At 72.1% G+C, this 24,530-nt stretch carries 24 protein-coding genes; 10 read left to right on the top strand and 14 right to left on the bottom strand.

Annotated elements, in window-relative coordinates:
- Positions 1-4 precede the first annotated feature (4 nt).
- From AC5P09_RS15015 to AC5P09_RS15000, 4 genes are all read left to right on the top strand, one after another.
- The gene (locus tag AC5P09_RS15015; RefSeq protein ID WP_493874368.1) at positions 5-526 is read left to right on the top strand and encodes a MarR family winged helix-turn-helix transcriptional regulator; all 522 of its coding nucleotides are present in this window, start codon (positions 5-7) and stop codon (positions 524-526) included.
- A gap of 183 nt (positions 527-709) precedes the next feature.
- Positions 710-1,090, top strand: coding sequence for a DoxX family protein (locus AC5P09_RS15010; RefSeq protein ID WP_493874367.1), 381 nt, complete (start codon positions 710-712; stop codon positions 1,088-1,090).
- Positions 1,087-1,554: a peroxiredoxin gene (locus tag AC5P09_RS15005; protein ID WP_493874366.1), complete on the top strand. Its 468-nt coding sequence runs from the start codon at positions 1,087-1,089 to the stop codon at positions 1,552-1,554. Before AC5P09_RS15010 ends, AC5P09_RS15005 begins: the two co-directional genes overlap by 4 nt.
- Before the next feature lie 88 nt (positions 1,555-1,642).
- Positions 1,643-3,976, top strand: coding sequence for a SpoIIE family protein phosphatase (locus tag AC5P09_RS15000; RefSeq protein ID WP_493874365.1), 2,334 nt, complete (start codon positions 1,643-1,645; stop codon positions 3,974-3,976).
- A gap of 50 nt (positions 3,977-4,026) precedes the next feature.
- On the opposite strand, the gene AC5P09_RS14995 is transcribed toward AC5P09_RS15000, so the two are convergent.
- Entirely contained in the window at positions 4,027-4,629 is a 603-nt protein-coding gene (locus AC5P09_RS14995) for a DNA polymerase ligase N-terminal domain-containing protein (protein ID WP_493874364.1), read from the bottom strand.
- Positions 4,630-4,704: 75 nt separating this feature from the next.
- Positions 4,705-5,535, bottom strand: a complete 831-nt coding sequence (locus tag AC5P09_RS14990) for an aldo/keto reductase (protein WP_493874363.1) — start codon at positions 5,533-5,535, stop codon at positions 4,705-4,707.
- A gap of 95 nt (positions 5,536-5,630) precedes the next feature.
- Here AC5P09_RS14990 and AC5P09_RS14985 point away from each other — a divergent pair, with 95 nt between their 5' ends.
- Together AC5P09_RS14985 and AC5P09_RS14980 are read left to right on the top strand one after the other, a co-directional pair.
- Positions 5,631-6,317: a hypothetical protein gene (locus tag AC5P09_RS14985; protein ID WP_493874362.1), complete on the top strand. Its 687-nt coding sequence runs from the start codon at positions 5,631-5,633 to the stop codon at positions 6,315-6,317.
- On the top strand, positions 6,314-7,282 hold the full coding sequence (locus AC5P09_RS14980; RefSeq protein ID WP_493874361.1) for a TauD/TfdA dioxygenase family protein: 969 nt from the start codon (positions 6,314-6,316) through the stop codon (positions 7,280-7,282). Before AC5P09_RS14985 ends, AC5P09_RS14980 begins: the two co-directional genes overlap by 4 nt.
- Before the next feature lie 6 nt (positions 7,283-7,288).
- Here the strand turns inward: AC5P09_RS14980 and AC5P09_RS14975 are convergent, their stop codons facing one another.
- The 6 genes from AC5P09_RS14975 to AC5P09_RS14950 all read right to left on the bottom strand — a co-directional run bounded on the left by AC5P09_RS14975 (position 7,289) and on the right by AC5P09_RS14950 (position 13,642).
- A complete protein-coding gene (locus AC5P09_RS14975; RefSeq protein ID WP_493874360.1) occupies positions 7,289-8,326 on the bottom strand; it encodes an LLM class flavin-dependent oxidoreductase in 1,038 nt (345 codons plus the stop codon).
- Between the two features lie 72 nt (positions 8,327-8,398).
- Complete coding sequence (locus AC5P09_RS14970; protein ID WP_493874359.1) at positions 8,399-9,901, bottom strand: metallophosphoesterase family protein; 1,503 nt, start codon at positions 9,899-9,901, stop codon at positions 8,399-8,401.
- A gap of 47 nt (positions 9,902-9,948) precedes the next feature.
- Positions 9,949-10,830: an MHYT domain-containing protein gene (locus AC5P09_RS14965; protein ID WP_493874358.1), complete on the bottom strand. Its 882-nt coding sequence runs from the start codon at positions 10,828-10,830 to the stop codon at positions 9,949-9,951.
- A gap of 218 nt (positions 10,831-11,048) precedes the next feature.
- On the bottom strand, positions 11,049-11,804 hold the full coding sequence (locus AC5P09_RS14960; RefSeq protein ID WP_493874357.1) for a dienelactone hydrolase family protein: 756 nt from the start codon (positions 11,802-11,804) through the stop codon (positions 11,049-11,051).
- Between the two features lie 148 nt (positions 11,805-11,952).
- A complete protein-coding gene (locus AC5P09_RS14955) occupies positions 11,953-12,573 on the bottom strand; it encodes an L-threonylcarbamoyladenylate synthase (RefSeq protein ID WP_266446120.1) in 621 nt (206 codons plus the stop codon).
- Positions 12,574-12,772: 199 nt separating this feature from the next.
- Positions 12,773-13,642 carry a LysR family transcriptional regulator gene (locus AC5P09_RS14950; RefSeq protein ID WP_493874356.1) on the bottom strand — a complete coding sequence of 290 codons (870 nt, stop codon included), beginning with the start codon at positions 13,640-13,642 and terminating at the stop codon, positions 12,773-12,775.
- A gap of 136 nt (positions 13,643-13,778) precedes the next feature.
- Here AC5P09_RS14950 and AC5P09_RS14945 point away from each other — a divergent pair, with 136 nt between their 5' ends.
- The gene (locus AC5P09_RS14945; protein WP_493874355.1) at positions 13,779-14,774 is read left to right on the top strand and encodes an aldo/keto reductase; all 996 of its coding nucleotides are present in this window, start codon (positions 13,779-13,781) and stop codon (positions 14,772-14,774) included.
- A gap of 154 nt (positions 14,775-14,928) precedes the next feature.
- Positions 14,929-16,470, top strand: coding sequence for a helix-turn-helix domain-containing protein (locus tag AC5P09_RS14940; protein WP_493874354.1), 1,542 nt, complete (start codon positions 14,929-14,931; stop codon positions 16,468-16,470).
- 147 nt (positions 16,471-16,617) lie between these two features.
- Here the strand turns inward: AC5P09_RS14940 and AC5P09_RS14935 are convergent, their stop codons facing one another.
- Genes AC5P09_RS14935 through AC5P09_RS14910 form a run of 6 tightly spaced genes read right to left on the bottom strand, consistent with a single transcriptional unit; the run spans position 16,618 to position 21,918 of the window.
- Entirely contained in the window at positions 16,618-17,853 is a 1,236-nt protein-coding gene (locus AC5P09_RS14935; RefSeq protein ID WP_493874353.1) for a cytochrome P450 family protein, read from the bottom strand.
- The gene (locus AC5P09_RS14930) at positions 17,850-19,088 is read right to left on the bottom strand and encodes a cytochrome P450 family protein (protein WP_493874352.1); all 1,239 of its coding nucleotides are present in this window, start codon (positions 19,086-19,088) and stop codon (positions 17,850-17,852) included. The genes AC5P09_RS14935 and AC5P09_RS14930 overlap by 4 nt, the downstream gene beginning before the upstream one ends.
- A complete protein-coding gene (locus AC5P09_RS14925; RefSeq protein ID WP_493874351.1) occupies positions 19,085-19,693 on the bottom strand; it encodes a GTP-binding protein in 609 nt (202 codons plus the stop codon). The genes AC5P09_RS14930 and AC5P09_RS14925 overlap by 4 nt, the downstream gene beginning before the upstream one ends.
- Entirely contained in the window at positions 19,665-20,039 is a 375-nt protein-coding gene (locus tag AC5P09_RS14920) for a DUF742 domain-containing protein (protein ID WP_493874350.1), read from the bottom strand. Before AC5P09_RS14920 ends, AC5P09_RS14925 begins: the two co-directional genes overlap by 29 nt.
- The gene (locus AC5P09_RS14915) at positions 20,036-20,458 is read right to left on the bottom strand and encodes a roadblock/LC7 domain-containing protein (RefSeq protein WP_493874349.1); all 423 of its coding nucleotides are present in this window, start codon (positions 20,456-20,458) and stop codon (positions 20,036-20,038) included. Before AC5P09_RS14915 ends, AC5P09_RS14920 begins: the two co-directional genes overlap by 4 nt.
- Positions 20,455-21,918 (bottom strand): ATP-binding protein, encoded by a 1,464-nt coding sequence (locus tag AC5P09_RS14910; RefSeq protein ID WP_493874348.1) that lies wholly within the window; start codon positions 21,916-21,918, stop codon positions 20,455-20,457. Before AC5P09_RS14910 ends, AC5P09_RS14915 begins: the two co-directional genes overlap by 4 nt.
- Before the next feature lie 269 nt (positions 21,919-22,187).
- Between AC5P09_RS14910 and AC5P09_RS14905 the strand changes: the two genes are divergently transcribed.
- A complete protein-coding gene (locus tag AC5P09_RS14905) occupies positions 22,188-22,424 on the top strand; it encodes a hypothetical protein (RefSeq protein ID WP_388353403.1) in 237 nt (78 codons plus the stop codon).
- Positions 22,425-22,750: 326 nt separating this feature from the next.
- Positions 22,751-24,484, top strand: a complete 1,734-nt coding sequence (locus tag AC5P09_RS14900; protein WP_493874347.1) for a fatty acyl-AMP ligase — start codon at positions 22,751-22,753, stop codon at positions 24,482-24,484.
- The last annotated feature ends 46 nt before the right edge of the window (positions 24,485-24,530 follow it).

Here is a 24,530-nt window from a genome sequence, read left to right as displayed (position 1 = left end):
GCCCATGTCCACATCATCGCTCCCCGACGTCCCCGCGTCCCCGGAAGTCATCGAGATCGAGCGGGCGCTCACCCGCATCACCTATCTGAGCACCCGTGCGCGGCAGCACGACCGGCTGATGGCCCTGGCCGAAGTCCCCCTGGACCGCGCCGCCGTGGCCCTGCTGCGACAGGTCGCCGACTCCGAGCCGCTGCGGCCCGGGGAGCTCGCCGCCCGGCTGGGCGTGGAGGCCTCCCACGTCACCCGCACCGTGCAGCAACTGCAGAAGTCCGGGTACGTCACCCGCGTACCCGACCCCGACGACCGCCGCGCCCAGCGCATCCAGCTCACCGAGACCGGCCAGCAGGCCATCGACCGCATCCGCGAGGCCGGCGCCCGCGGCATGCAGCTGGCGCTGTCCGACTGGGCGCCCGAGGATCTGCGCGAGCTCGCCACGCTCTTCCACCGCATGGTCGACGACTTCCTGTCGCACGCCGTCGACGACGAAGCCGAGCAGCAACCCACGGCACCGGCCGGCACCGTCTGAGCGCGCCCGTCCCCCGCATCGCCGCCGTCCCCGAGGACACCCCGTCCGAAGGCGCGGCGATGCGCGCGACCATCCCGGCTCGCCCTCGAAGAGAGTCGCCCTCGAAGAGACAGCAGGGGGCGGCGGGCCCACACACCTCTACCGTCCAGTAATATCGCGCGGCAGGTCACCAGAGGAGAAACCGTGTCACGGTCCGAACGCTCGCCCCTGCTACTCGCCGGCCTGTTGGCCGCCGCGGGTGCCGCCCACTTCGCCGCGCCGCGCTCGTTCGACGCGACCGTTCCGAGCAGCCTGCCGGGCGCGCCCCGGACCTGGACGTACGCCAGCGGAGTCGCCGAACTGGCGCTGGCCGCCGGCATCGCCGCACCGCGCACCCGGCGGGCGGCCGCACGGGCCACCGCCGCGTTCTTCGTCGGCGTGTTCCCCGCCAACATCAAGATGGCCGTGGACTGGCGACACCGCCCCGCCCCCTTGAAGGCCGCCGCCATCGGACGGCTGCCGCTCCAGGTGCCCCTCGTCCTGTGGGCCCGCAGCGTCGCGCAGAGCGCGGAGGCCCGGTCATGAGCAAGCGTTTGGAGATCGGCGACCAGATCGAGGACTTCACGCTGCCGGACGAGACCGGCACGCCGCGCAGCCTGACCGACCTGCTCGCCGACGGTCCCGTCGTGCTGTTCTTCTACCCCGCCGCCCTCACCCCCGGCTGCACCGCGGAGGCCTGCCACTTCCGCGACCTGGCCGCCGAGTTCGCCGCCGTCGGTGCCCGGCCCGTCGGCATAAGCGGCGACGCCGTCGAACGCCAGCAGGAGTTCGCCGGCCAGCACAACCTCGGCATGCCCCTGCTGTCCGACCCCGAGGGGACGGTCCGGGAGCTGTTCGGCGTGAAGCGGGGCTTCTCCCTCGCACCCACCAAGCGGATCACCCTCGTCATAGCCGAGGACCGGACGCTCCTGGAGGTCGTCCGCAGCGAACTGCGGATGAACACCCACGCCGACCGGGCCCTGGACGCACTCCGCGCCCACCGCGCCTGACGAACGGGACCCCGAAGGCCGCACGGACGGGACCCCGAAGGCCGCACCACGGTTGATGCGGTGCCACAAAGGGACCATCCTGGACGATATGGAGCACGCCTCCGCTGCGGCGACCACCGATGCCCGAGGCATCGTGACGGGGTGGAGTGACGGTGCCCGGCGCCTGACGGGATACCCGGCCGAGGAGATCGTGGGACGCGCGGCAGGGGAGCTGCTCGCCGAGGACCCCCCGGACCGGGCCGTGGCGGCCCTGACCGGCACCGTCGTACTGAGACACCGGGACGGTTCCCTCGTCCCGCTCCGCCTGACGGCACACCCCGTGCTCGGCGGCGACGGCACTGCGAACGGTTACGTGATCACCGCCGACCCGCCCGGCGAGGCGACGCTCGCAGGGCAGGCTTTCCAGCAGGCGTCCGTGTCCATGTCGATCTTCGACACCCGGCAGCACTATCTGCGCCTCAACGACACGGCCTGCCGGGTGATGGGCGTGCCGGAGGAAGCCCTGCTCGGCAGGCACTTCCCGGAGAGCGTGGAGGACGCCGAGCACAGCCAGGGCTTCCACAGCAACCTGCGCCAGGTCGCCGAGACGGGCCGGCCGGTCCGCTACGAGAGCTTCACCGGCGCGCCCGCCCTCAACCGGGAGCATGCCTGGACCACCGAGATGTGGCCCGTGCGGGACGCCTCCGGCGAGGTCACCGGAGTCGCCCTGGCGGCGCTGGACAGCAGTGACCAGTACTGGGCCCGGCAGCGCCTCGCGCTGCTGAACGAGGCGTCGGCCGCCATCGGCACGACCCTGGACGTGGTGCGCACCGCCGAGGAACTGGTGGAACTCCTCGTCCCGCGCTACGCCGACTTCGCCAGCGTGGATCTCCTGGAGTGGGTCCTCGGGGCGGACGAACCGCCCACGATGCTCACCGGCGACCTCGTCCTGCGCCGCATCGCGCACGGCTCCGCCACCGAGGGCACACCGGAGGCCGCCGTACGCCTGGGCGGGGCGGACGTCTATCCCGCGTACTCGCCGCCCGCGCGGGCGCTGCGGCAGGGGCGGGCGGTCCTCAGCCAGGCCGGCGAACCGGACTTCATGCGGTGGGTCGCCGAACGCAACGCGCGCGCCCCCGCGGGCCGCCCCCATCGCAGAGGGGCCCACTCGATGATGGCGGTGCCGCTGCGCGCCCGCGGCACCACGCTGGGCGTCGCCGTCGGCGTGCGGATCGCCAACGTGGACGACTACGGCGACGACGACGCCGTCCTCGCCGAGGAACTCGCCAGCCGCGCCGCCGTCTGCATCGACAACGCCCGCCGCTTCGCCCGCGAACGCACCACGGCGCTGGCCCTCCAGCACAGCCTGCTGCCCCGCGGCCTGCCCGGCCAGGCCGCGGTCGAGGTGGCCCACCGCTATCTGCCCTCCGGGTCGATCGCCGGCATCGGCGGCGACTGGTTCGACGTGATCCCGCTCTCCGGCAGCCGGGTCGCCCTCGTCGTCGGCGACGTCGTCGGCCACGGCATCCCCTCCTCGGCGACCATGGGACGTCTGTGCACCGCCGTCCGCACCCTCGCCGACGTCGACCTGCCGCCCGACGAACTCCTCACCCACCTCGACGACCTGGTCACCCACCTCGCGTCCGACGACACCGACGAGGAGGCCGCGGAACTGGGCGCCACCTGCCTCTACGCCGTCTACGACCCCGTCTCCCGCCGCCTCACCATGGCCGCCGCCGGTCACCCCCCGCCGGCCCTGGTCCTGCCCGACGGCACCGCACAGCTCATCCCCCTGTCCGCGGGCCCCCCGCTCGGCGTCGGCGGCCTGCCCTTCGAAGCCAGCGAAGTGGAACTGCCCGAAGGCTCGGTCGTCGCCCTCTACACCGACGGCCTCATCGAGGACCGGGACCGCGACATCGACCACGCCACCGACGAACTGTGCCGCGCCCTGACAGCCCGCACCGAAACCCTCGACGCCCTGTGCGACACCGTGCTGAAGGCCGTACTGCCGGAGGAGCCCAGCGACGACGTCGCCCTGCTGCTGGCCCGCACCCGGGCACTGGGCGCGGACCAGGTCGCCACCTGGGACGTCACACCGGACCCCGCCCACGTGGCCGCGACCCGGCAGGCCGCCACCGAGCAACTCACCGAGTGGGGACTGGACGAGGCCGCCTTCGTCACCGAACTCGTCGTCAGCGAACTGGTCACCAACGCGATCCGCTACGGCGAACCGCCCATCCAGCTACGGCTGATCCGCGACCGCACCCTCATCTGCGAGGTCTCCGACGGCAGTTCCACCTCCCCGCACCTGCGCCGCGCCCACGCCTTCGACGAAGGGGGCCGCGGACTGCTCCTGGTCGCGCAGCTCACCCAGCGCTGGGGCAGTCGGCAGACCGGCAGCGGCAAGACCATCTGGGCCGAGCAGACACTGACTCCGGACTGATCAGTCGAGAGGCACTGATCACTCGAAAGGCACTGGGTCTCGCGAGCGGCTCAGTCCTCCCGGTGTTCGGCGCCGACCTGGGCGAGCGTGCGGCCGGAGCGCACGGAACGGGCCCGGCGCGGATCCGGCGTGCCATGCCCCTGGGCGCGTCCCTCGGCCTTCCTCACCAGCAGCCAGGACTCGTCGTCGCCGCCCCGGAACCGGGTCAGGGCGTACGTGCCGTGCAGCTTCGCACCGTGCAGCCGGAACGTCGCGTGCCCGTGCTCCAGCGACTCCCCGAAGTCGACGGGCCGGCCCTTCCGGTCGTGGCTCAGCGGCTCGTACGTGCCGTGGTCCCAGACGATGACCGTGCCGCCGCCGTACTCGCCCCGCGGGATCACGCCCTCGAACTCCTCGTACTCCAGCGGGTGATCCTCGGTGGGCACGGCGAGCCGCTTGTCCTTCGGGTCGGCGGAGGGGCCCTTCGGGACCGACCAGGACTTCAGTACGTCGTCCACCTGGAGCCGGAAGTCGAAGTGCAGGGTCCTCGCGTCATGGATCTGCACGACGAAGCGGGGTCCCCCGCCGGACGGGGCCGGTCGCCCGCGCGGCTCGGCGGTCCGGCCGAAGTCCCGCTTTCCGTGGTAGTCCCGCAGCCGGTCGCGCTCGCCCACCGTCGGCTCCTTCCCGGGCGTGCCGCACCACCGGGCCGCCCTGTCCCGCGGGCCCCCGAGTACCCCGCCGACGAGTCAGAACTCCTCGTGCGTCTCAGGATCCCCGCCGATCCGCCGAGGGGCGCGGTCGGCGATCGCCGCCATCTGGGCGGCGTCCAGTTCGAAGCCGAAGACGTCGAGGTTGTGGCGCTGCCGTTCCGGGTCCGCCGACTTCGGGATGGGGATCGCGCCGAGCTGGACGTGCCAGCGCAGCACGACCTGCCCGGGCGTCACCCCGTGGGCCTCGGCGACCGCGACGACGGCGGGGTCGTCCAGCAGGGCCGTGCCCCGGCCCAGCGGGCTCCAGCTCTCGGTGACGATGCTCTTTCCGGCGTGGAAGGAGCGCAGCTCGTCCTGCGGGAGGAAGGGGTGCTGCTCGATCTGGTTGACGGCGGGCAGGACGCCGGTCTCCTTCTCCAGCCGTTCGATGTGCTCGGCCGTGAAGTTGGAGACGCCGATCGAGCGGACCAGCCCCTCCTCGCGCAGCCTGATCATGGCCTTCCAGGAGTCGACGTACTTGTCGACGCGGGGGAGCGGCCAGTGGATCAGGTACAGGTCCACCTGGTCGAGGCCGAGGCGGGTGCGGGACTCCTCGAAGGAGGCGAGGGTCTCCTCGTAGCCGTGATGGCGGCCGGGGAGCTTGGTCGTCACCACGATCTCCTCCCGGGGCACGCCGCTGCCGGCCACGCCACGGCCGACGCCGGTCTCGTTGCGGTAGTTCGTCGCCGTGTCGACCAGGCGGTATCCCGCCTCCAGCGCGCCGCGTACCGCCTGTTCCGCCTGTGTGTCGTCCATCGGCCAGGTGCCGAGGCCGAGGGCGGGGATCGTCGTACCGTCGTTGAGGGTGTGGGTCGGGATGCTGATCACTGCGGGACCTTCCCTTGACTGTGTCGTGCATCCAGAGTCAGGGACAGGGGCAGCAATGATCAACCGGACGGACGGGGCTCAGGGAGGTGTCGCGTATGCGGGAGGTGCGGGTGGTGCTGATCGGGGGGACGTCCCACGCCGGGAAGTCGAGCGTGGCCCGGGTGGTCGCGGAGCGGCTCGGGTTCGACTGCCGCTCGACGGACAAGTTGGCCCGGCATCCGGGGCGGCCCTGGCACACGGCGGAGTGGGAGATGCCCCCGCACGTCGCCGAGCACTACGCGACTCTCGACGTCGACGAGCTGATCGGCTCGGTCCTCGACCACTATGCCCGCCTGTGGCCGCGCATCGAGGAACTGATCACCGACCGCGCTACCGGCGACGGCCCCGGCCTGGTCCTGGAGGGCTCCGCACTGTGGCCCACCCGCGTGACCCGGCTGACCGTCCCGCACACCCGGGCCGTGTGGCTCACGGTGGACGACGCGGTCCTGGGCGACCGGCTGCGCGAGTCGGCTCGCTACGCGGAGCGGACGGACCGGGAACGGTACTTGGTGGACAAGTTCCTGGCCCGTACCCGGCGTTATCAGGAGCTGATGCGCGACGAGGGCCACGGCTCGGCGCACATCGACACGTCCGGGCGCTCCGTCGCGGGCGTGGCGGACGCGGTGGTGGCTGTCGTACAGGCGGGGACGAGGCCCTGTCGCCAGGCCCGCCGAACGCTGTCACGATCTCCCTGGAACCGGCCGAACCGGGCCGGCAGGGACGGACCATCGGAGCACGCATGACGACGGACAGGGCCACCGCGGACCGCTCGGACGAGGGGATCGAGGTGAAACCGGTCGCCGGACACATCGGAGCGGAGATCACCGGCGTCGACCTGGCCGGCGGCCTCGACGACGCAGTGGTCGCCGCGATCCGGGCGGCGGTGCTGCGCTGGAAGGTGGTGTTCTTCCGCGGGCAGCGACTCGATCACGCGGGGCACATCGCGTTCGCTCGCCGCTTCGGCGAACCGGTCGTGCTGCGCAAGCGCGGCGGCGCCTCGCCGCCGGACTTCCCGGAGATCGAGACGACCGCCGACCGGCTGGAGCTGGGCGGCAGATTCGGCATGGAGCACGACGAATGGCTGCAGCGCCGACGGCACACCCTGCTGCGCGGCTGGCACTGCGACCACGGCGCCCGCGTCGACCCGCCGGCCGCGACGATCCTGCGCGCGGAGACCGTCCCGCCGTACGGCGGCGACACCACCTGGTCCAACCTGGCGGCCGCCTACGCCGGACTCTCAAGCCCGGTAAGGGAGTTCGTCGACGGGCTGCGCGCCGAGCACCGGCTCGGGGTGGGCTACCAGCCGCGGCCGGGCGAGGACGCGTACGTGCGGCATCTGCTGGACCATCAGGTCGCCTCGCTGCACCCCCTGGTGCGCGTCCACCCGGAGACCGGGGAGCGGATCCTGTACGTCAACGGCTACTACGTCGAGCAGATCGCCGACCTCTCCCGGGCCGAGAGCGCCGCGATCCTGGAGATGCTGCTGGAGCAGGCGACCCGGCCCGAGTACACGGTCCGGTTCCGCTGGGAGCCGGGCAGCGTGGCCTTCTGGGACAACCGGGCCACCATCCACCTCGCGCCCGGCGACAACGCCCACCTCGGCTTCCCCCGGACCATGCACCGGGTGATGCTCACCGGAGACGTCCCGGTAGGGGTGGACGGCAAGCCGTCGGAGCCGATCACCGGCACCGAGCCCGGGCGCTGGTGACCCCGCTCAGACGCCGGGTCGCCACCCCAGCGCCGGGCCCAGCTTCGTCGCCATGTCGGTGAGGATCTGCACGTAGTCCTCGTGCTCGAAGGTGAACGGCAGCGCGAACGCGACCTCGTCGACCTCGCGGAACGCGGCATGCGCGTGCAGCCGTTCGGCGATCTCGGCCGACGTGCCGACGATGTCCGGGGCGAACATCAGACGGGCCGGGCCCTGCGGCGTCGCCGTACGAGGGGTGCGCTTCGCCGCGTACTCCTCGTACTTGGCGCGCTGCTCGGGCGAGGCGGAGTCGGTGGGGATGACGACGAGGCCCTGGGAGACGCGGGCGGCCTCGCCGTCGGGGTGGGCGGCGCGGAAGGCGCGGATGTGGGACAGCTGGATCTCGGCGAAGTCCGGTGCGCCTTCGGCCCTTTCGGCCCCTTCGGCCTTGACGACGCTGCTGACCAGGAAGTTCATGCCGTGCTCGCCGGCCCACCTCGCCGAGCCCAGGCTGCCGCCGCCGTACCAGAGGCGGCGGCCCAGCCCGGGGGAGTGCGGCTGCACCCGGTCACTGAACACCTCGAACCCCTCGACCCCGCTGAAGTCGGTGGCCGGCTCCCCGCGCACGAAGTCCAGCAGCCGCCGCACCCGCTCGTAGCTGAAGTCCTCGGCCTCCGCCGTGTCCGGGTACAGGGCGCCCTTGACCTGGTCGTAGTGCATGGGCGGGCCCACGCTCACCCCGGGGTTGAGGCGACCGCCGGACAGCAGGTCGACCGTCGCCAGGTCCTCGGCCAGCCGCAGCGGGTTCTCCCAGCCCAGCGGGATGACGGCGGTGCCGAGCTCGATCCGGCGGGTGCGCTGCGAGGCCGCCGCCAGGACCGCCACCGGCGACGAGATGCCGTACTGCAGATGGCGGTGGCGCAGCCACGCGCTGTCGAAGCCCAGCCGCTCGCCCAGCTCGATGATCTCCAGCGTGGACTCGTGGCCCCGGCGCGGATCCGCCTCGTCGAACAGCCCGATGGTCAGGAAGCCCAGCTTGCGCAGCGGTCGAGAGGTCGGCGGCACGGGCTCCTCCAGCGGTCGTGTCGTACAGCGGTCGGGTCTGGATTGTCACAGGCGGTGGACGTACGGCTGCGATCAGGTCAGCGGGATGGTGATCTCGTCCTCGACCGGTGGATCGATCTCCTGGGCGCGGTTGCCGGTGGCCGCGTAGCAGCGCAGCCGGATCGTCTCCGGCGTGACGTCCAGGCGCAGGAAGCACTTGAAGAACGGCGGGCTGTACGTGGCCGAGCTGGGCGAGAACAGCTGCGTGTAGATCTTGCGGACCGGGAGCCGGAACCGCGAGGTCCGGTCGGGGCGGCCGCCCGCGCCCAGCAGGCTGGCCACCAGACGGGTGCGCCGGGTGATCCGCGTGGGCTCGCCGGGCGTACGGGTCGGTGTGATGCCGAGCCGTTCGGCGACCACGGCGGTCGCCTCGGCCTCGGTGAGGGTGAAGAAGCGGCGCAGGCGCAGCCGACGGCCGTACAGCCTGCTGTAGAAGGCGAGGGAGTCGCCGCGCAGCGGATAGCAGCGGAAGTCCTTCTCGGTGACGTTCGCGACCGAGATGTGGGGGATGGTGTGGGTGGCGTGCATGAACGCGCCGCCGCCGCCCGCGACGACGTACTGGATGGTGCGGCCGTCCACCTGCACCGGGTAGCGCTGGTAGTTGTGGATGTCGCCGCCTATCGCCGCCACGTAGTGGTGGTCGGGGTCGCGGACGATGTCGTCGACCGTGCCGCCGCCGTCGATCGCGCAGGGGTGGTGCTCGCCGTCCACGTACACCGGCGACCCGGTGATCAGGATCTTCGGGCGGGGCCCTTGGGAGACCTCGCGCAGCCAGGCGCCCTGTTCGGCGTCGAGGGTGCCCAGCAGGCCCGTGTCGATGCCTATGATCCGCACCGGTCCGGCGTCGACGGCCCAGTACGGGCCCGGCTGGACGGCCTGTTGGGCGGCCGCGGAACGCAACGCCCGTACCTCGTCGAGGCGTTGGCCGTCGTTCGCGCGAGGCCGGTGCCACAGCAGGGACCGCAGCCAGGCGCGGGTGAGGGGGCGGGGCTTGGGCTCCGGTTCGAGGGGCGGGGCGTCGTCGCAGAAGACCCGCATGAAGGCGCCGAGGTCCTCGTACCAGTCGTGGTTGCCGGGTATCGCGTATATGGGCGCCCGGTAGTCCTGGTACGGGCGGAAGAACTTCGTGCCGTAGTCGTCCGCGCTGCCCACCGGGTAGATCACGTCACTGGCGACCACCGCGAACCGCGTGTCCTGACCGGCCTTCAGGAACCCGGGCACGACGGCGTACTGGGGATCGTCGCCCTCGCCCGTGTCGCCGATGACCATGAAGGAGAACCGGTCCGGGTCGTCGCGCCGGATCACCTTGTCGGCCGGTGCGCCGGCCGCCGCCCGCTGCTCGACCCACCGGTTGCGGGTACGGGCCGTGGGGTCCCCGAACCAGGAGGCCACGACGCCGTTGCGGGCGGCCCAGAGCATCCGCGGGTCGAGCCAGGAGATCTTCTCGACCTTCTGCGGCATGAGTTGCTGGTACGCACCGCGTTCCGCGGAGCCCCAGCCGGCGCCTTCGGCGGTATCACGTGAGGAATCAGACACCGGTGCACCGTAACAACGATCTAGAGCCGGCCGGGAGTTGGGTCAGCTCACCGGCGGCGGGTGCGCGGTGGAGTCTCGTACGGCTGTCGCGGTCGCGGTACGGCGCGGGCCGTGCTCTCGAAGGCGGAGCGCGGCGGTTCGGCGGGCGGGGGCGGCGTGGCTCGCCCGAGCCGTGCGGACCGGCTCCAGTCGCCGTCGCCCAGGACCAGCAGCGGGTCGAACATCACCACCACACCCGCCAGTACGAGGAAGACGACGGGCCCCAGCAGCATGGGTAAGAGCAGCGAGTGGGGTGAGTCGCCGGCCCAGGTGCCGCTGCCTGTGCCGTGCAGGTGGACACTCACGGCGGCCATTCCCGTGTAGTGCATCCCGGACACGGCCACGCCCATGATCAGGCTGGCCCCGAGGCTCGTCAGGAAGCCGCGGATGGTGACGGCCGCCCACAGGGCCGCGGTGGCGGCGACGATCGCGATCAGTACCGAGAGCGCGACGACGAGCGGGTCGTAGCGCACGTCTCCGTTCAGGTGCATCGCGGCCATGCCCAGGTAGTGCATGGCGGCGACACCGAGTCCGGTGACGACGCCCGCGGCGGACAGCGCGACCGGGCTCGCACCGCGATAGCCCACGATGAACACGCCGATGCCGACCACCACGATCGCCACGGCCAGACTGAGCACCGTCAGGCTCACGTCGTAGCGGATCCGGGTCTCCTCGACCTGGAAACCGATCATGGCGATGAAGTGCATCGTCCAGATGCCGCAGCCGATCGAGGCCGCGCCGAGCGCCAGCCAGCCGGCCTTCCACGACTGCGTGTCGAGCAGGGACCGGACCGTGCAGCGCAGCCCCAGCGCGCCTCCCAGACATGCCATCACATAGGCCACCACTGGGGTCACTAACCCATAGCGGAACCCGTCAACCGTGCCTTCCATATGCCAACTCCCCCCGAGTCATGGCCTGAGGGGGAAGAGTTACGGGTAATGGCTGCGTAAAGCAAGCGGTTCCTGAAGGTAACCCGGGGTAAGGAGTCAACTCACATTCGGCAGGGTTGAACTTCGGTCAAGCAAGGGCGAGTTCCGGCCAGACAGGCTCTTGGGAGCGCCCGGGTGTGACACGCTCCAAGCACACCTACCCCGCGTGACACCGCCGGTCAGAAGGTGCGCTTCAGGAGGTCGAGCAGGGCCGCCCAGTGCCGCTCGTCGGCCGCGCGGTCGTACGCGTCGGTGTCGGCCTGCGTGAAACCGTGGTGCGCGCCGGAGTAGACCTCGCAGGTGTGGCGGACGCCGGCCGCGGTGAGCGCTTCCTCCAGGCGTTCCATCTGCTCGACCGGCAGCGACGGGTCCTGGTCGGCGTGCCCGAAGTACAGCTCGGCGGTGATGGTGCCGGCCACCAGATGCGGGCTGTCCGGGGCGTCGGTCGCCAGCCGCCCGCCGTGGAAGCCGGCCGCGGCGGCGACCCGGTCCGGGTAGGTGCCGGCGGTGAGGAGAGCCAGCCGGGCACCCATGCAGTAACCGGTGACGGCGATCGGGCCGTCGGCGGCCGCGGGCGAGTCGGCCAGCAGACGCAGATACGCGTCCGCGTCCCGCATCGCCAGTTCCGGGGTCAACGCCGCCATGATCGGGCCGATCCGCTCGAAGAGCTTCGGCCGCGTCCCCTCGTCGATGAACTCCGGCAGCTCCGCCACGGGCGCCCGCCCGTCACGGTAGAAGACGTTGGGCACCAGCACCGTGTAGCCGGCCTCGGCCAGCCGGTCGGCCATGGACGTCAGCTGCGGCCGCAGCCCGAAGGCGTCCATGTAGAGCAGCACGGCCGGATGGGGGCGGCCGTCACCGGGATGTGCCAGATAGGCGTCGGCGGTGCCGTCGTCGGTGGTGATGTCGACTGCGGTTCCCTGTACGGCGGTCATGGCTGGGGCTGCCTCTCGGTGGGAGTGTCGGCCGGCGGAACCGTCCGGACGACCGAACGGATCATGGGCATCGTGACACGCCCGATCAGGGGCACCTTCCGCACCCCTGGCCCTCTGACCTCGCCGTGAACACCCCTTGGTGAACCCGTTACTCGAACCGTGACGTGTCGCCCGCGCCCTTCCGTACGATCTCCGCCTCGCCGCTGGAGAAGTCGATGACCGTCGTCGGTTCGGTGCCGCAGTCCCCGGAGTCGACCACCGCGTCCAGGACGTGGTCCAGCCGGTCCTTGATCTCCCAGCCCTGCGTCATCGGCTCCTCCTCGTCGGGGAGCAGCAGCGTGCTGGACAGCAGCGGCTCGCCGAGCTCGGTGAGCAGGGCCTGGGTGACGACGTGGTCGGGGATGCGCACGCCGACCGTCTTCTTCTTCGGATGCTGGAGCATGCGCGGCACCTCCTTCGTCGCGGGAAGGATGAAGGTGTAGCTGCCGGGCGTCGACGCCTTGATCGCGCGGAAGACGTCGTTGTCGATCCGTACGAACTGGCCGAGCTGCGCGAAGTCCTGGCACACGAGGGTGAAGTGGTGCCGGTCGTCCAGCCGGCGGATCGTCCGGATCCGGTCGATGCCGTCGCGGCTGCCCAGGCGGCAGCCAAGTGCGTAGCAGGAGTCCGTCGGATACGCGATGAGCGCGCCGGAGCGGACGCTGTCGGCGACCTGGGAGATGGTGCGCGGCTGCGGGTTGTCGGGGTGCACGTCGAAGTACTTGGCCATCTGTCGAGCTTATGCCGTGCGGGGGTGCGGGCCGCGCAGGCCCGGGTGCGGCACGGTGTGCGGGCCGGGGGAGTGGCGTGGGTGGCATACGGGGCGCCGGTTGTGGCAGCGGCGTGAGCGTGGCCATGACGTCCGCGCAGGCCCGCGTGCGGCATGGTGTGCCGGTCAGGGGAATGGCGGGGGTGGCATGGTACGCCGGTCACGGCAGCGGCGTGAACGCGGCCACGAACTCCGCCACCTCGGGCCGGGCGTCGTCGGCGCGCCACACCAGGGCCAGCTCCGCCGGTGCCAGGCCCCGCAGGGGGCGACAGATCACGTCGGGGCGCGGGTAGAGCCGGGCGTTGCCCTCCGCCAGCAGGGCCACGCCCAGTCCGGAGGCGACGGCCTCGAAGGCGTCGGCGGGAGACGTCACCTCGGTGCCGATCCGGGGCTCCCGGCCCTCGCGCGCGTCGGTGGCCAGCCAGAAGTCCCGCACCGGTCCGGCCGAGCGGGGCAGTGCCAGGAAGGGTTCGTCGGCGAGGTCGGCGAAGTCCACCGCCGGCCGGGCGGCGAGCCGATGGCCGGCCGGCAGGGCGACCCAGCGGTCTTCGCGGACCAGCGTGCGCGAGACGAGGCCGGGCGCGGGAAGCGGCAGCCACAGGAACGCGACATCAGACCCTCCGTCGCCGAGCCCCGCGGTCGGATCCTCCCAGCTGACCAGCCGCAGGGAGATCCGCCAGCCCTGGTCCCGGAACCGGGCCAGCGCCTCGCGCTGCAGGTCACGGCCGACGGCCGTCTGCATGCCGACGGTGAGCGAGAACGTCGGACCGGCGGCCCGCGCCTCCCTCCAGGCCTCGTCCCAGGCCGCCACCAACTGCCGGGCCTTCGGCAGCAGAGCCTGTCCCTGGGGCGTCAGGACGACCTCGCGGGGCCTGCGTTCCAGCAGCGGAAAACCCAACTGCCGCTCCAGCGCCCGGATCTGCTTCGACAACGCGGGCTGTGAGATGAAGAGCTTCTGGGCCGCCACGGTGAAATGCAGATGCTCCGCGAGCACCGTGAAGTAGCGGAGGTCTCGCACATGAACGTCCATAACCAACGGTTATAGCGCTAGGTCTTGGACGACGGCAGGGAACCGGGGACAGGCTGGGGCCATAAGAGACCGCAAGAGACCGCAAGAGACCGCAAGTGACCGAGACCGTAAGAGACCGGACACCAGGAGCAGCCCGATGACCACCCTGCCCCGCCGTTTCCTCGGCGACCTCGAGACCTCCGCGATCGGCTTCGGCGCAATGGTGCTGTCACCCGGCATGTACGGCGAGATCGACGACGAGCGAGCCGTCGCCGCACTGCGCGCCGCACTCGACGAGGGCGCCACCCTGATCGACACCTCCGACGGCTACGGCGCCGACGGCCACAACGAACGCGTCGTCGGCGAGGCCCTCAAGGGCCGGCGTGACGGCGTGACCGTCGCCACCAAGTTCGGCTTCCGCGTCCCCGAGGGCGCCGAGGGCCACCGCTTCCCGGTGTCGTACGCCTTCGGCGAGCTCGCCGTGAACGCCGAGCCGCGCTACGTACGCGGGTACGCCGAGCAGTCGCTGCGCAACCTGGGCACCGACGTGATCGGTCTGTACTACCCGCACTTCCCCGACCCGCAGGTCCCGCTGGAGGACACCGTCGGCGCCGTCGCGGACCTCGTGAAGGACGGCCTGGTGCGCCACCTGTGCCTGTCCAACGTCACGGCCGACCAGCTGCGCCGGGCCCACGCGGTCCACCCGGTCGCCGCGGTGCAGACCCAGTGGTCGATGTGGCAGCCCGTCGAGCCCGAACTGCATGCCGCCGCCCGGGAACTGGGCGTGGGGATCGTGGCCTGGAGCCCGCTGGGCGGCGGCTTCCTGGCCGGCACCGTGCAGAACCTCGCCGAGGATGACTTCCGCCGCAACATCCCGCGCTTCGACGAGGCCAACCTCAGGACCAACAACGACCGTTACGCCCCGTTGCGCGGCATCGCGGCCGACCTGGGGCTGACGCCGGGCCAGTTGGCGCTGGCCTGGCTGCTGCACCAGGACGACCACGTGGTGCCGATCCCCGGCAGCCGCACCCCGGCCCACATCGCCGAGAACCTCTCCGCCGCCCGCGTCGACCTGCACGCCGACACCCTCGCCCGCGTCGACGAGGCCCTCGCCGGCTTCGACCCGCAGGGAACGGGCTCGCTGTTCACCTGAGCCCGCCCACGGCGAGCGGCCACTCTCCCGACGACCACCGGCACGTTCGCGTGGGCGACGGGACGAGCGCTCGCACAGGCGGGCGTCCGGCAGGGGTGAGGTAACGTCCCTGACCGAAATGCCGGGTGATGCGATGGGCGAGGAGAGGGCCGACGTGGCTGGCCGAGAGGACGGATTCCGTCACCCGGAGGTGACGGGCACGGACGCGGCATGGGCGCAGGAGTTGCTCGACCATCTGCGGCCGACCGGGCGCGACGTACGCCGGGTCGTCGCGTGGCTCGCCGACGCCGTGCGCGGCGAGGCCTCCCTCCAGGACGGCGCCGGCGCGCTCCTCGGCGGCACCCCGGTGCGCCTGGACGCGGATCGTGACGCAGGCCTGGTCGCGGACATCGTCGCCGGGCGTATCGCCTCCGCCGCGTGGGAGGGGGAGGGCCGGCATCTGCGGCTGGTCAGGGTGGAGCGGTCGGTCCCGTCGTCGGCCGGCGTCCTCGCGGTGGCGCGCACGTCGCCGTTCGACCGGCGGGCGTCCGACATCGTGACCCACACCGCGCAGGTCGTCGAGCTCCTGCTGCGGGCACGTGAGTCGACCGTCGCCGGACGCCGGCTGGAGCGGGCGACCTCCGATCTGCGGCTGGCGATCCTGCAACTGCTGATGGTGGAGGACACCGTGTCCGCCCGCCGTGTCGCCGCGGGCCTGTGGCCGGGGCTGCTCGACACGGACACGGCCTGCGTCTACGTCCTCGAAGGCGACGCCGAGGAGCGTGACCGCATCGCGGAGGAGTGCCTCGCGGCAACCCAGGAGCAGGCCCTCGTCGTGCGCTGCCCCGCCATGGACGGGCACGTGATCGTCGTGACCTCCGGGGAAGCGGTCGGTGAGGCCCTGCGATCGCTCATCGAGCGCAACCCCGGCGTCTTTCTCGGCGGCAGCGTCCGGCAGAGCCTGGCCCGCACCGCCACCGCCTACGGGCAGGCCGTCAGCGCCCTCGCCGTCGCGCACTTCCGGCCCGACAAGGCGGCCGTCTACGCCGAACGCACCCACCCCGAACGTCTGATGGACCCCGTCGCCCTGCGCGACTGGACCGCCCAGGTGCTGCGCCCGCTCGACACCCTGCCGCACCACACCCGCGCCGAACTCCTCGCCACCACGCGGCTCGGGCTGGAGTTCACCGCCGTCAACGCGGCGAAGGTCCTCGGCGTCAGCCGCAACACCGTCCGCGCCCGGATGGAACGCGTCGAAGGCATGCTGGGCACCGACTTCTCCGACCTGACCGTCCGCGCCGCCGCCCACCTCGCCCTGAACACCCAGGTCGGCCTGGCCGAGATCCCGGCCGCGCGGGGCGCGGAGCAAACCGCCCCCACCCGGCTCGCCGACCTTCTCGCCGGGACCGCGGTCCACACGTGGGCGCACGACCTCCTCGGCCGACTGGACGCCGATGCCCGGGACCTGCGCCGGACGCTGCGCACCTGGATCGCGGCGGGCGGGAACTCCGAACGGGCCGCCCAGACACTCGGCATGCACGCGCAGACCGTGCGCGAGCACGTCCGCAGCGCGGAACCCGTCCTCGAACGCCGGCTGCTGGCCGCCGGCAGCGATCTCTACGAGGTCGTCCTGGCCCACCTGGTCCTGGACGACCTCGAACCGCCCGTCCTCGACCGGGCGAAACCGGGCCATCCGGACTCACCTGTGCACGGGTGAGCCCTGTGCACGGCACAGCGGGCATCGACGCGATTCACATCTGTTCTGTTTCACACGTAAGTTCTAGGCACCGCGGGGGCCCGACCGGAACGGGGGACCGGTCGCGCTCCCGCGCCTCACGTCGCTGCAGCGGTACTGACTCTCCGGTCAGCCGTGCAGCCGTACCGGAATCTCCTGCCAGCCGAACGCGATGAACGACGGCACCTGCCGCAGCTCGTCCGCGTCCACGGCCTGCCGCAGGTCCGGGAACCGCTCGAACAGCGCCGGCAGTGCGGTCAGAGCCTCCGTACGGGCCAGCGGCGCGCCGATGCACCGGTGCACGCCGATCCCGAACGCCAGGTGGTCGTCGGCCCGGCGCGCCGCGTCGAAGGCGTCCGCGTCCGGCCCGTAGTGCGCGGGATCCAGCCCCGCGGCGGCGTATGTCGTGATGATCGCGTCCCCGGCCGGAACGGTGACGTCGCCGACGGTGAGGTCGGTGACGGCGAACCGCAGCGGCAGCGAGGCGATGGAGGGGTGGACCCGCAGCGTTTCGTCGACCACCGCGTCCCAGCCGATCTCCCCGGACCGTACGGCCGCCAGCTGCTCGGGACGCCGGAGCAGGGCGACGACGGCGTTGCCGATGAGGTTGACCGTCGTCTCGAATCCGGCGCCGATCACCAGCAGCAGCGTGTACAGCAGTTCCTCGTCGCTGAGCCGGTCGCCGTCCTCGTCCCGGACCCGGATCAGTTCCGTCGTCAGGTCGTCGCCGGGGTGCTCGCTGCGGTGCGCGATGAGCGCGGGCAGCACCGTGCCGATCTGCTGCTGCACGAACGCGGCGTGCTCCGGGCTCGGGTCGGAGGTGTCCATGATGGCCGCGATCAGCCGCCCGGTGTCCGCCCGCAACTCCTCGGGCACGCCGAACAGTTCGCAGATGATCTGCATCGGCAGGGGCTGAGCGAGCCCCGCCTTGATGTCGACGACGTCGGTGTCGGCGGCCTCCAGCGCGTCCAGCAGCTCCGTGGTGATCGCCTCCACCCGCGGCCGCATCGCCTCGGTGCGCCGGTGCGTGAAGCTCGGCGCGACCAGCTTGCGCAGCCGGGCGTGGTCGGCGCCGTACGTCGAGAGCATGTTGACCACACCCACCCAGCCCAGGACCCAGCCCCAGGACGGGTGTTCGCCGACCTCGGGCCACAGCCGCCAGTGTTTGCGGGGATCTCTGCTGACCCGCGGGTCGAGGATGAGGTCCCTGAGGACGTCGTAGCCGGTGGGCGCCCAGGCGGGGATGCCGCCCGGCAGCTCCACGGGCACGATCGGGCCGAGGGCGCGCAGCCGGGCGCTCTCGCCGGCGATGTCGGATCCGAACGGGTCGATGACAAAGCGGTCGATGCGATCGGTCACGGTCACGACGGGGCTCCTGGCTGGTCGGATGCGCGGGGGCTGAACCGGACGGGCAGTGAGGTGAGCGAGCGGTGGAAGGGGCCGGGCCGCCAGCTGAGGCGCTCGCGGGGCACAACGGGTTCGAGGTCGGGCAGCCACTGGGTGAGCTGTTCGATCGCCTCCGTCGCGATGAGCAGGGTGTGCTGTTTGACCGGGCAGGCATGCGGGCCGGCCGACCACGACAGGTGCGAGGCGTCCTTGGGGTGGCGGCCGCTGGTGACCTCCTGCTCGGCGCTGTGGGCGAGCGCCCCGTAGGAGATCACGACCGGGACGGCAGCCCTGATCCACACCCCGTGGAGGGGCACGGGACGGCGGGCGTAGTGGATGCCGTAGTTCGCCAGCGGCGTCTCGTGGTGGAGCACCTCGACCACGGCGTCCAGCACCGTCCGGGCACCGCTGGTGAGGGTGGAGTAGTAGAGCGGGTTGCCGAGGATCCGCGACAGCGCGTTGGACACCAGGTTCGCGGTCGGCTCGTGCCCGGCGCCGAGCGTCAGGAACACCTGCCAGGCGACCTCCTCCGGGGTCAGCCCGGCCGGATGGTCCAGGAGCCGGCTCGGCAGGTCGTCGCCGCGCCGCTCCGTCTTGGCGGCGATCAGCCCGAGGACGTACCTGCTGAACTCCACCTCGCCCTGAGCCGCTTCGGCGCCGCCCTCCATCATCTTGCCGAGCGCGGAGTCGAGCCGGTCGCTGCGACTGTCCGGCAGCCCGAAGAGGCTGTTGAACACCAGCGCCATCAGCGGCCGGGCGAACTCGCCCACCAGATCGGCCTCGCCGCGCGGCCCGATCCGGCTCACCAGCAGACGTACCGCTCGGTGCACCCGCGCCCGCAGGTCGTGCGGCTCGATCTGCTCGAAGGTGTCGATCAGCGCACCGCGGTAGCGCAGGTGGGCGGCGCCGTCCGCGAACAGCGAGTTGGGCCGCCAGCGCATCATGCCGAGCACCGGCGAGTCGTCCGCGACAGTCGACTCCCAGGGTCGCGGGTCGTGCGAGAACGCGTCCGTGTCGTTGAGCAGATCCAGCGCGGCCCGCCGGTCCGTGACGACGTACGCCGGCACGCCCGGCGCCAACTCCGCCCAGCCGACCGGGCCTTGGGCGCGCAGGGCGGCGTAGTAGCGGTACGGGTCCAGCGCGAAGCCGTCCTCCCACAGCCGCACGGGCGTCGAGCGGGAGAAGGACTGCTGGGGCGGGGGATAGGTGGTCACCGGTGCTCCGGGGGGTGGCGGTCGATCAGATGGTGGACCAGCGTGAGCAGCGCGTCGATCGAGGAGTTGCCGTCCCTGGCGTCGCACGTCACGATCGGCGTGCCCGGCTCCAGGTCCAGGGCTGCGCGCACCTGCGCCTCGGTGTAGTGGCCCGGCGCGTCGGGGAAGGCGTTGAAGGCCACCGCGTGCGGCAGCCCGGTCTCCTCCACCAGCCCGAGCACGTCGAACGACGCGTCGATCCGGCGGCTGTCGACCAGCACGAGGGCGCCGAGTGCCCCGTACGCGATGTCGTCCCACAGCGACCGGAACCGCTCCTGGCCGGGCGTGCCGAACAGGTACAGCACGATCCCGCCCGGCAGGCTGATCCGCCCGAAGTCGACGGCGACGGTCGTCGTCGACTTGTCCCGCACCCCGGCGAGATCGTCCACCCGCGCGGACGCCTCGCTCAGCGGCTCCTCGGTGTGCAGCGGACGGATCTCGGACACCGAGGCGATGAGTGTCGTCTTGCCCACCCCGAAGGGGCCCGCGACCAGGATCTTCACCAGGTCACGAGCCGTGTCGGGCAGGTGGATCCCGCTAGTCGTGCTTGAGGGTGCGGAGGCCATCAGCCACTCTCTTCAGCAGTTCGGGGTCGAAGCGTTCGGCGGGCGGGATCGGCGGGCGGGCCAGTACCAGGTCCTGGTCGATCAGGTCGGCGGCCAGGACCCGGACCGCCGAGACCGGCAGCCGCAGCAGGGCCGCCGCCTCCACGACCGTGAGCGACCCGTCCTCAAGGGCGTCGAGCAGGGCGAGCGCGGCGGCGGGCAGATCGGCGGACAGCCCTGTCGCCACCGGCACACCGCTGCGGGTGAGCACCGACAGCCGCTCCAATGGCGGCCGGCCGGTCCGGGCCACACCGCCCGTCGACAGATACGCGGGAACCAGGGGACGGCCGGCCCGGCGGCCGGTCATGCCGGTGTGCCGCCGTCGGCCCCTCGGGTCGCCGCGGCCATCGCCTTCTCGCCCAGCCGCGCCACCTGCGAGTGGACCCGGTGCGCGAGCAGGTCGAGGCGCACCTCGCTGTCCCCGTAGGCGGCCACACAGGTGCCGTGGTCCGTCGGCACGATCAGGACGTAGCCGTGGTCCGACTCGACGACGACCTGCCGCACCTCGGCCCGGTCGGCGTCGGCGAACGCGGCGGCCGCGGCACGGCACGCGCCCTGCACGGTGCTCGTGATCGCGGCGACCCGCTCGGCCGAGGCCTGCGACAGCGCCTCCGTGTAACCCGTCACCAGTCCGTCCCTGGTCAGCAGGACGGCGGCGACGACATGCGGAACCTGCAGGATCGGTTCGAGCACCCACGCCGTGTCGCCCGCATCGCGGCTGGTCATCGAGCCGCTCCCCCTTCGTAGTCGGTCTGTTCGTAGTCGGCCGGTTCGATGTCGTGCGCAGTCGCTTCCGGTACGGCGGTCTCCTCCCGTACGGCGATCCGCGCGCCCTCGGTGTGCCCGCGGGCCGCGGCGGTGCCGGACTGCAGCGCGCCGAGCGCGGCCGCGGCCTCCTCCGGGCGGCGCGCCGCCCGCTCCGGCGCGGGTGCGTCCGGCGCCGCGCCCCGCGTCCGGCGCCGCCGCCGCGGCAGGCCGCCCGCGTCGGCCTGCGATGCCTGATGCCCCGATACGGCGGTGGCGGCGTCGTCGCTCGGCTCGGCCCCGTACCCGTGGCTCTGCTCGCCACCGTCGTGGCCGTGGGAGACGGCGGCCGGTGCCTGCGGCGCGGACCTGCGGGTCGAGCGCGGCGTGCTGGCCGCCGGCGGGTGCTCGACGGGGTCGAGGCGGCTCAGGAGGTGACTGTCGACCCGCAGCACCGCGCGCACCCCGCCGTAGGGTGACGGCGAGGACAGGTCCACGCCCAGGTCGAACTGCCGGGTGAGCCGGCCGATCGCGGCGAGCCCCATGCGCGGCGGATCGCCGAGGTCGGTGAGCAGGATCGGCTCGGAACCGGCCACCAGCCGCTGCGCACGGGCCCGTTCGTCCTGGGTCATGCCGAGGCCCGCGTCGTCGAGGGTGACGCAGACGCCGTGATGGACGTGCTCCAGGTTGACCAGGACGTCGGTGTCCGGCGCGGAGTGCCGCAGCGCGTTGTCGAGGAGCTCCGCGACGATGATCGCGACCGGCTCGACGGCGTGCGAGACCAGCGCGGTACCCGGTTCCAGATGGTTGTGCACCCGGACCCGGTGGTAGCCCGCCAGCCGGGCCTGGCCACCGGTCACCGCCTCCACCAGATGCGACTCCTCGCGGGCGAGTCCGACCCAGGCCCCGCACACCACCGCGGCGACCTGCGCGCGCCGCAGCGACTGCTCGTTCTCGTGGTCCAGTTGGAACAGCGTCTGCGCCAACTCCGGATCGTCATAGCGCTGTTGCAGTCCGCGCAGTGCGTCCTGGAGCCGGTACAGCGCGGCCTGGATCTCGCGGGTGGCCCCGCGCATCCCGGCCTGCGCGGCCGCGTCGATCCGGGTGCGCTGCGCGGCCAGCTCGGCCCGCAGCCCGCTCAGCACGTTCTCCAGCGCGAGACCGAGCGGCGCCCCGGCGATCTGCGGATCCAGGGGGCCCGGGACGACCACGTGCGGATGGGCCAGTCGGCGGGCGGCGGCGGGTACGCGCTGCGCCGCCAGATGCTCCACCTCCGCCGTGAAGACCCGTATCACGCCGTCGTGTTGGGCGCGCAGTGCGGTGATCTCCGTGCGTTGCGCGGCCTGTTGGCGCCGCGATCGCAGCAACCCGCCGCCGAGGACGAGCGCGGACAGTGTGCCGGCGGCGAGACCGCCGGCCACCAGGTCCGGTAATTCGATCATCGAATCGGTTCCAAGGGAAAGTCGGGAGAGATCCGGGGGGAGGTGGGGAGAAACCGGGCAGCGGAGAGCACGAAGCCCTCACGTGAGGCACCCGCAGCACAGTACACACCGTCATCGACCGGTCTCGCACGGTCGATGGAAACATCGCTTCGAAAGTGCTCGGACTCTGTTCGCTTCTGTGGCAACTGTCGGAATTGCTGGGCGGTGTGCCCGGCCGGAGGGCGGGTACCCGGGCGGTCCCGGAACGTCTACCGCTGGAGGAGGCCCGAATGACCAGCAGCACGGAGACCGGCGGCGTGACCGGTACGCCGGACAAGGACTACAACCTGATCTGGTATGTGGAAGCGTGCCTGAGCAACGCGCTGCGCCTGGAGAGCTACATCCAGGACGCGGAGCGCGAGAAGGACACCGAGGTCGCCGACCTGTTCCGCAAGGCTCAGGCGGACAGCCGCAAGGGTGCCGAACTGGGCAAGGGGCTTCTGCGCGCCCGACTCGACGGCGGCTGACGGCAACCGGCCCGCAAGGCCCGGACACCGAGATGCTCGGTGTCGGGGCCTTTTGCGTGCAGCCATCCCGTGATGAGCGGGCATGTCGTTGAGCTCTCAAATTCCGTTTGATGCACAGGGTTTACACTGTGGCGGCCCGCCGGGGCCGTGGGACTTGCTAGCGTGTTACTCACCGGTAGCAAGTGGTGTCGCGGCACCTCGGGCGAGCGGTCGAGAGGGACGGACGGGCAAGGGGGCCGGTCCGCCCGCGGCTTGCGTGCGCACCCTTGCCGAGCCCTCGAACTCCAGTTCCTCGCCACCTATCCAGACAGGTGAGACACGTACATATGGCTCGTTCCCTGGTCGACCTGCTGACCACGCACGCCTCGCACCAGCCCGACCGGACCGCGTACCGCTTTCTCGTCACGGGCGACTGCGGCGGGGAGATCCAGGAGATCTCCTACGGGCGTCTGGCCGACCGCGCCCGGGCCGTCGCCGGCTGGCTCCAGGAGCGCGGCCTGGCCGGGACCAGGGCCATGCTGCTCTACCCGCCCGGCCTGGAGTTCATCACCGGCTACCTGGGCTGCCTGTCCGCCGGGGTCGTCGCCGTTCCGGGCGTGCCCCCGCAGGGCCGGGCGCAGAACCACCGTGCGCTGACCCGGATGAGACGTCTGATAGCCGACGCGGACGTCAAGGTGATCCTGGGCGGCCGCGAGGTGATCGCCGCCCTGACCGGCATGGCCGAGCAGCTGCCCGAGCTGGCCGACATCACCTGTGTGGCCACCGAGGACATCCCCGACGAGCCGGCCGCCTCCTGGCGCGAACCCGACCTCACCGCCGACTCGGTCGCCTTCCTCCAGTACACCTCCGGCTCCACCTCCGCCCCCAAGGGCGTGGTCGTCACCCACGGCAACCTGCTCGACAACGAGCGGATCATCACCGAACGGATGGGCCACACCCCGGACACCATCGAGGAGTACGGCCGCGAACTGATCGTCAGCTGGCTGCCGATGTACCACGACATGGGCCTCATCGGCCCGGTCCTGAACACGCTCTACCTCGGCGTCACCGCCACCCTCTTCTCCCCGCTGCACTTCCTCCAGCGCCCCGACCGCTGGCTGGAGGCCGTCAGCCGGTACCGCCCGCACAGCAGCGGCGGCCCCAACTTCGCCTACGAGCTGTGCTTGAAGCACGCCACGCCGGAACTCGTCGACGAACTCGACCTGACGTCCTGGAAGGTCGCCTTCAACGGCGCCGAACCGGTACGGCCCGCCACCCTGCGGCGCTTCACCGAGACCTTCGCCCCGGCCGGCTTCCGCCGCGAGGCCTTCTACCCCTGCTACGGCCTGGCCGAGTCCACCGTGATGGTCACCGGCGGCCGGGTGGACACCCCGCCCAGTCTCCTCGCCGCCGCGGATACCGGACCGCACGCGGGCGAGGCGGACGCGGCGGCGGTCGGCTGCGGCCGGCCCGGCCCGGGCGTGACCCTGGTGATCGCCGACCCCGAACGTCACGAGGAACTCCCCGAGGGCGAGGTCGGCGAGATCTGGGTGGCCGGCGCGAGCGTCGCCAAGGGCTACTGGCGCAATGCCCTCGCCACCCGCGAGACCTTCCGCGCCACCCTCGCCGGCCGCGAGGGCCGCTTCCTGCGCACCGGCGACCTCGGATTCGTGCGCGAGGGCGAACTGTTCGTCACCGGCCGCCTCAAGGACCTCATCGTCATCGACGGCCGCAACCACTACCCGCAGGACCTCGAACTGTCCGCCGAGATGGCCCACCCCGCCCTGCGCCCCGGCTGCACCGCCGCCTTCTCCGTCGACGGGGGAGACGGGGGAGACGGGGGAGTGGAGGGTGAGCAGGTCGTCCTCGTCGCCGAGGCGGCCCCGGAGGCCGCGGGCGAGGCGGAGAAGATCACCGACCTGATCCGCAGCGCGATCGGCGAGGCCCACGGCGTGCCCGTGCGGGACGTCGTCCTGGTCCACCCCGGCACGATCCCCAAGACGTCCAGCGGCAAGATCCAGCGCCACGCCTCCCGAGCGGCCCACCTCGGCGGCACCCTCGCCGTGCTCGCCACCCGCTGAGATCACCCGCCGTCGGCACACACCGCTTGGCGCCGACGGCGGCCAG

This window comes from Streptomyces sp. a15 (assembly GCF_059026085.1).
Note: the sequence above shows the minus strand (reverse complement) of the source record. Positions and strands in the feature narration are given on the sequence as shown.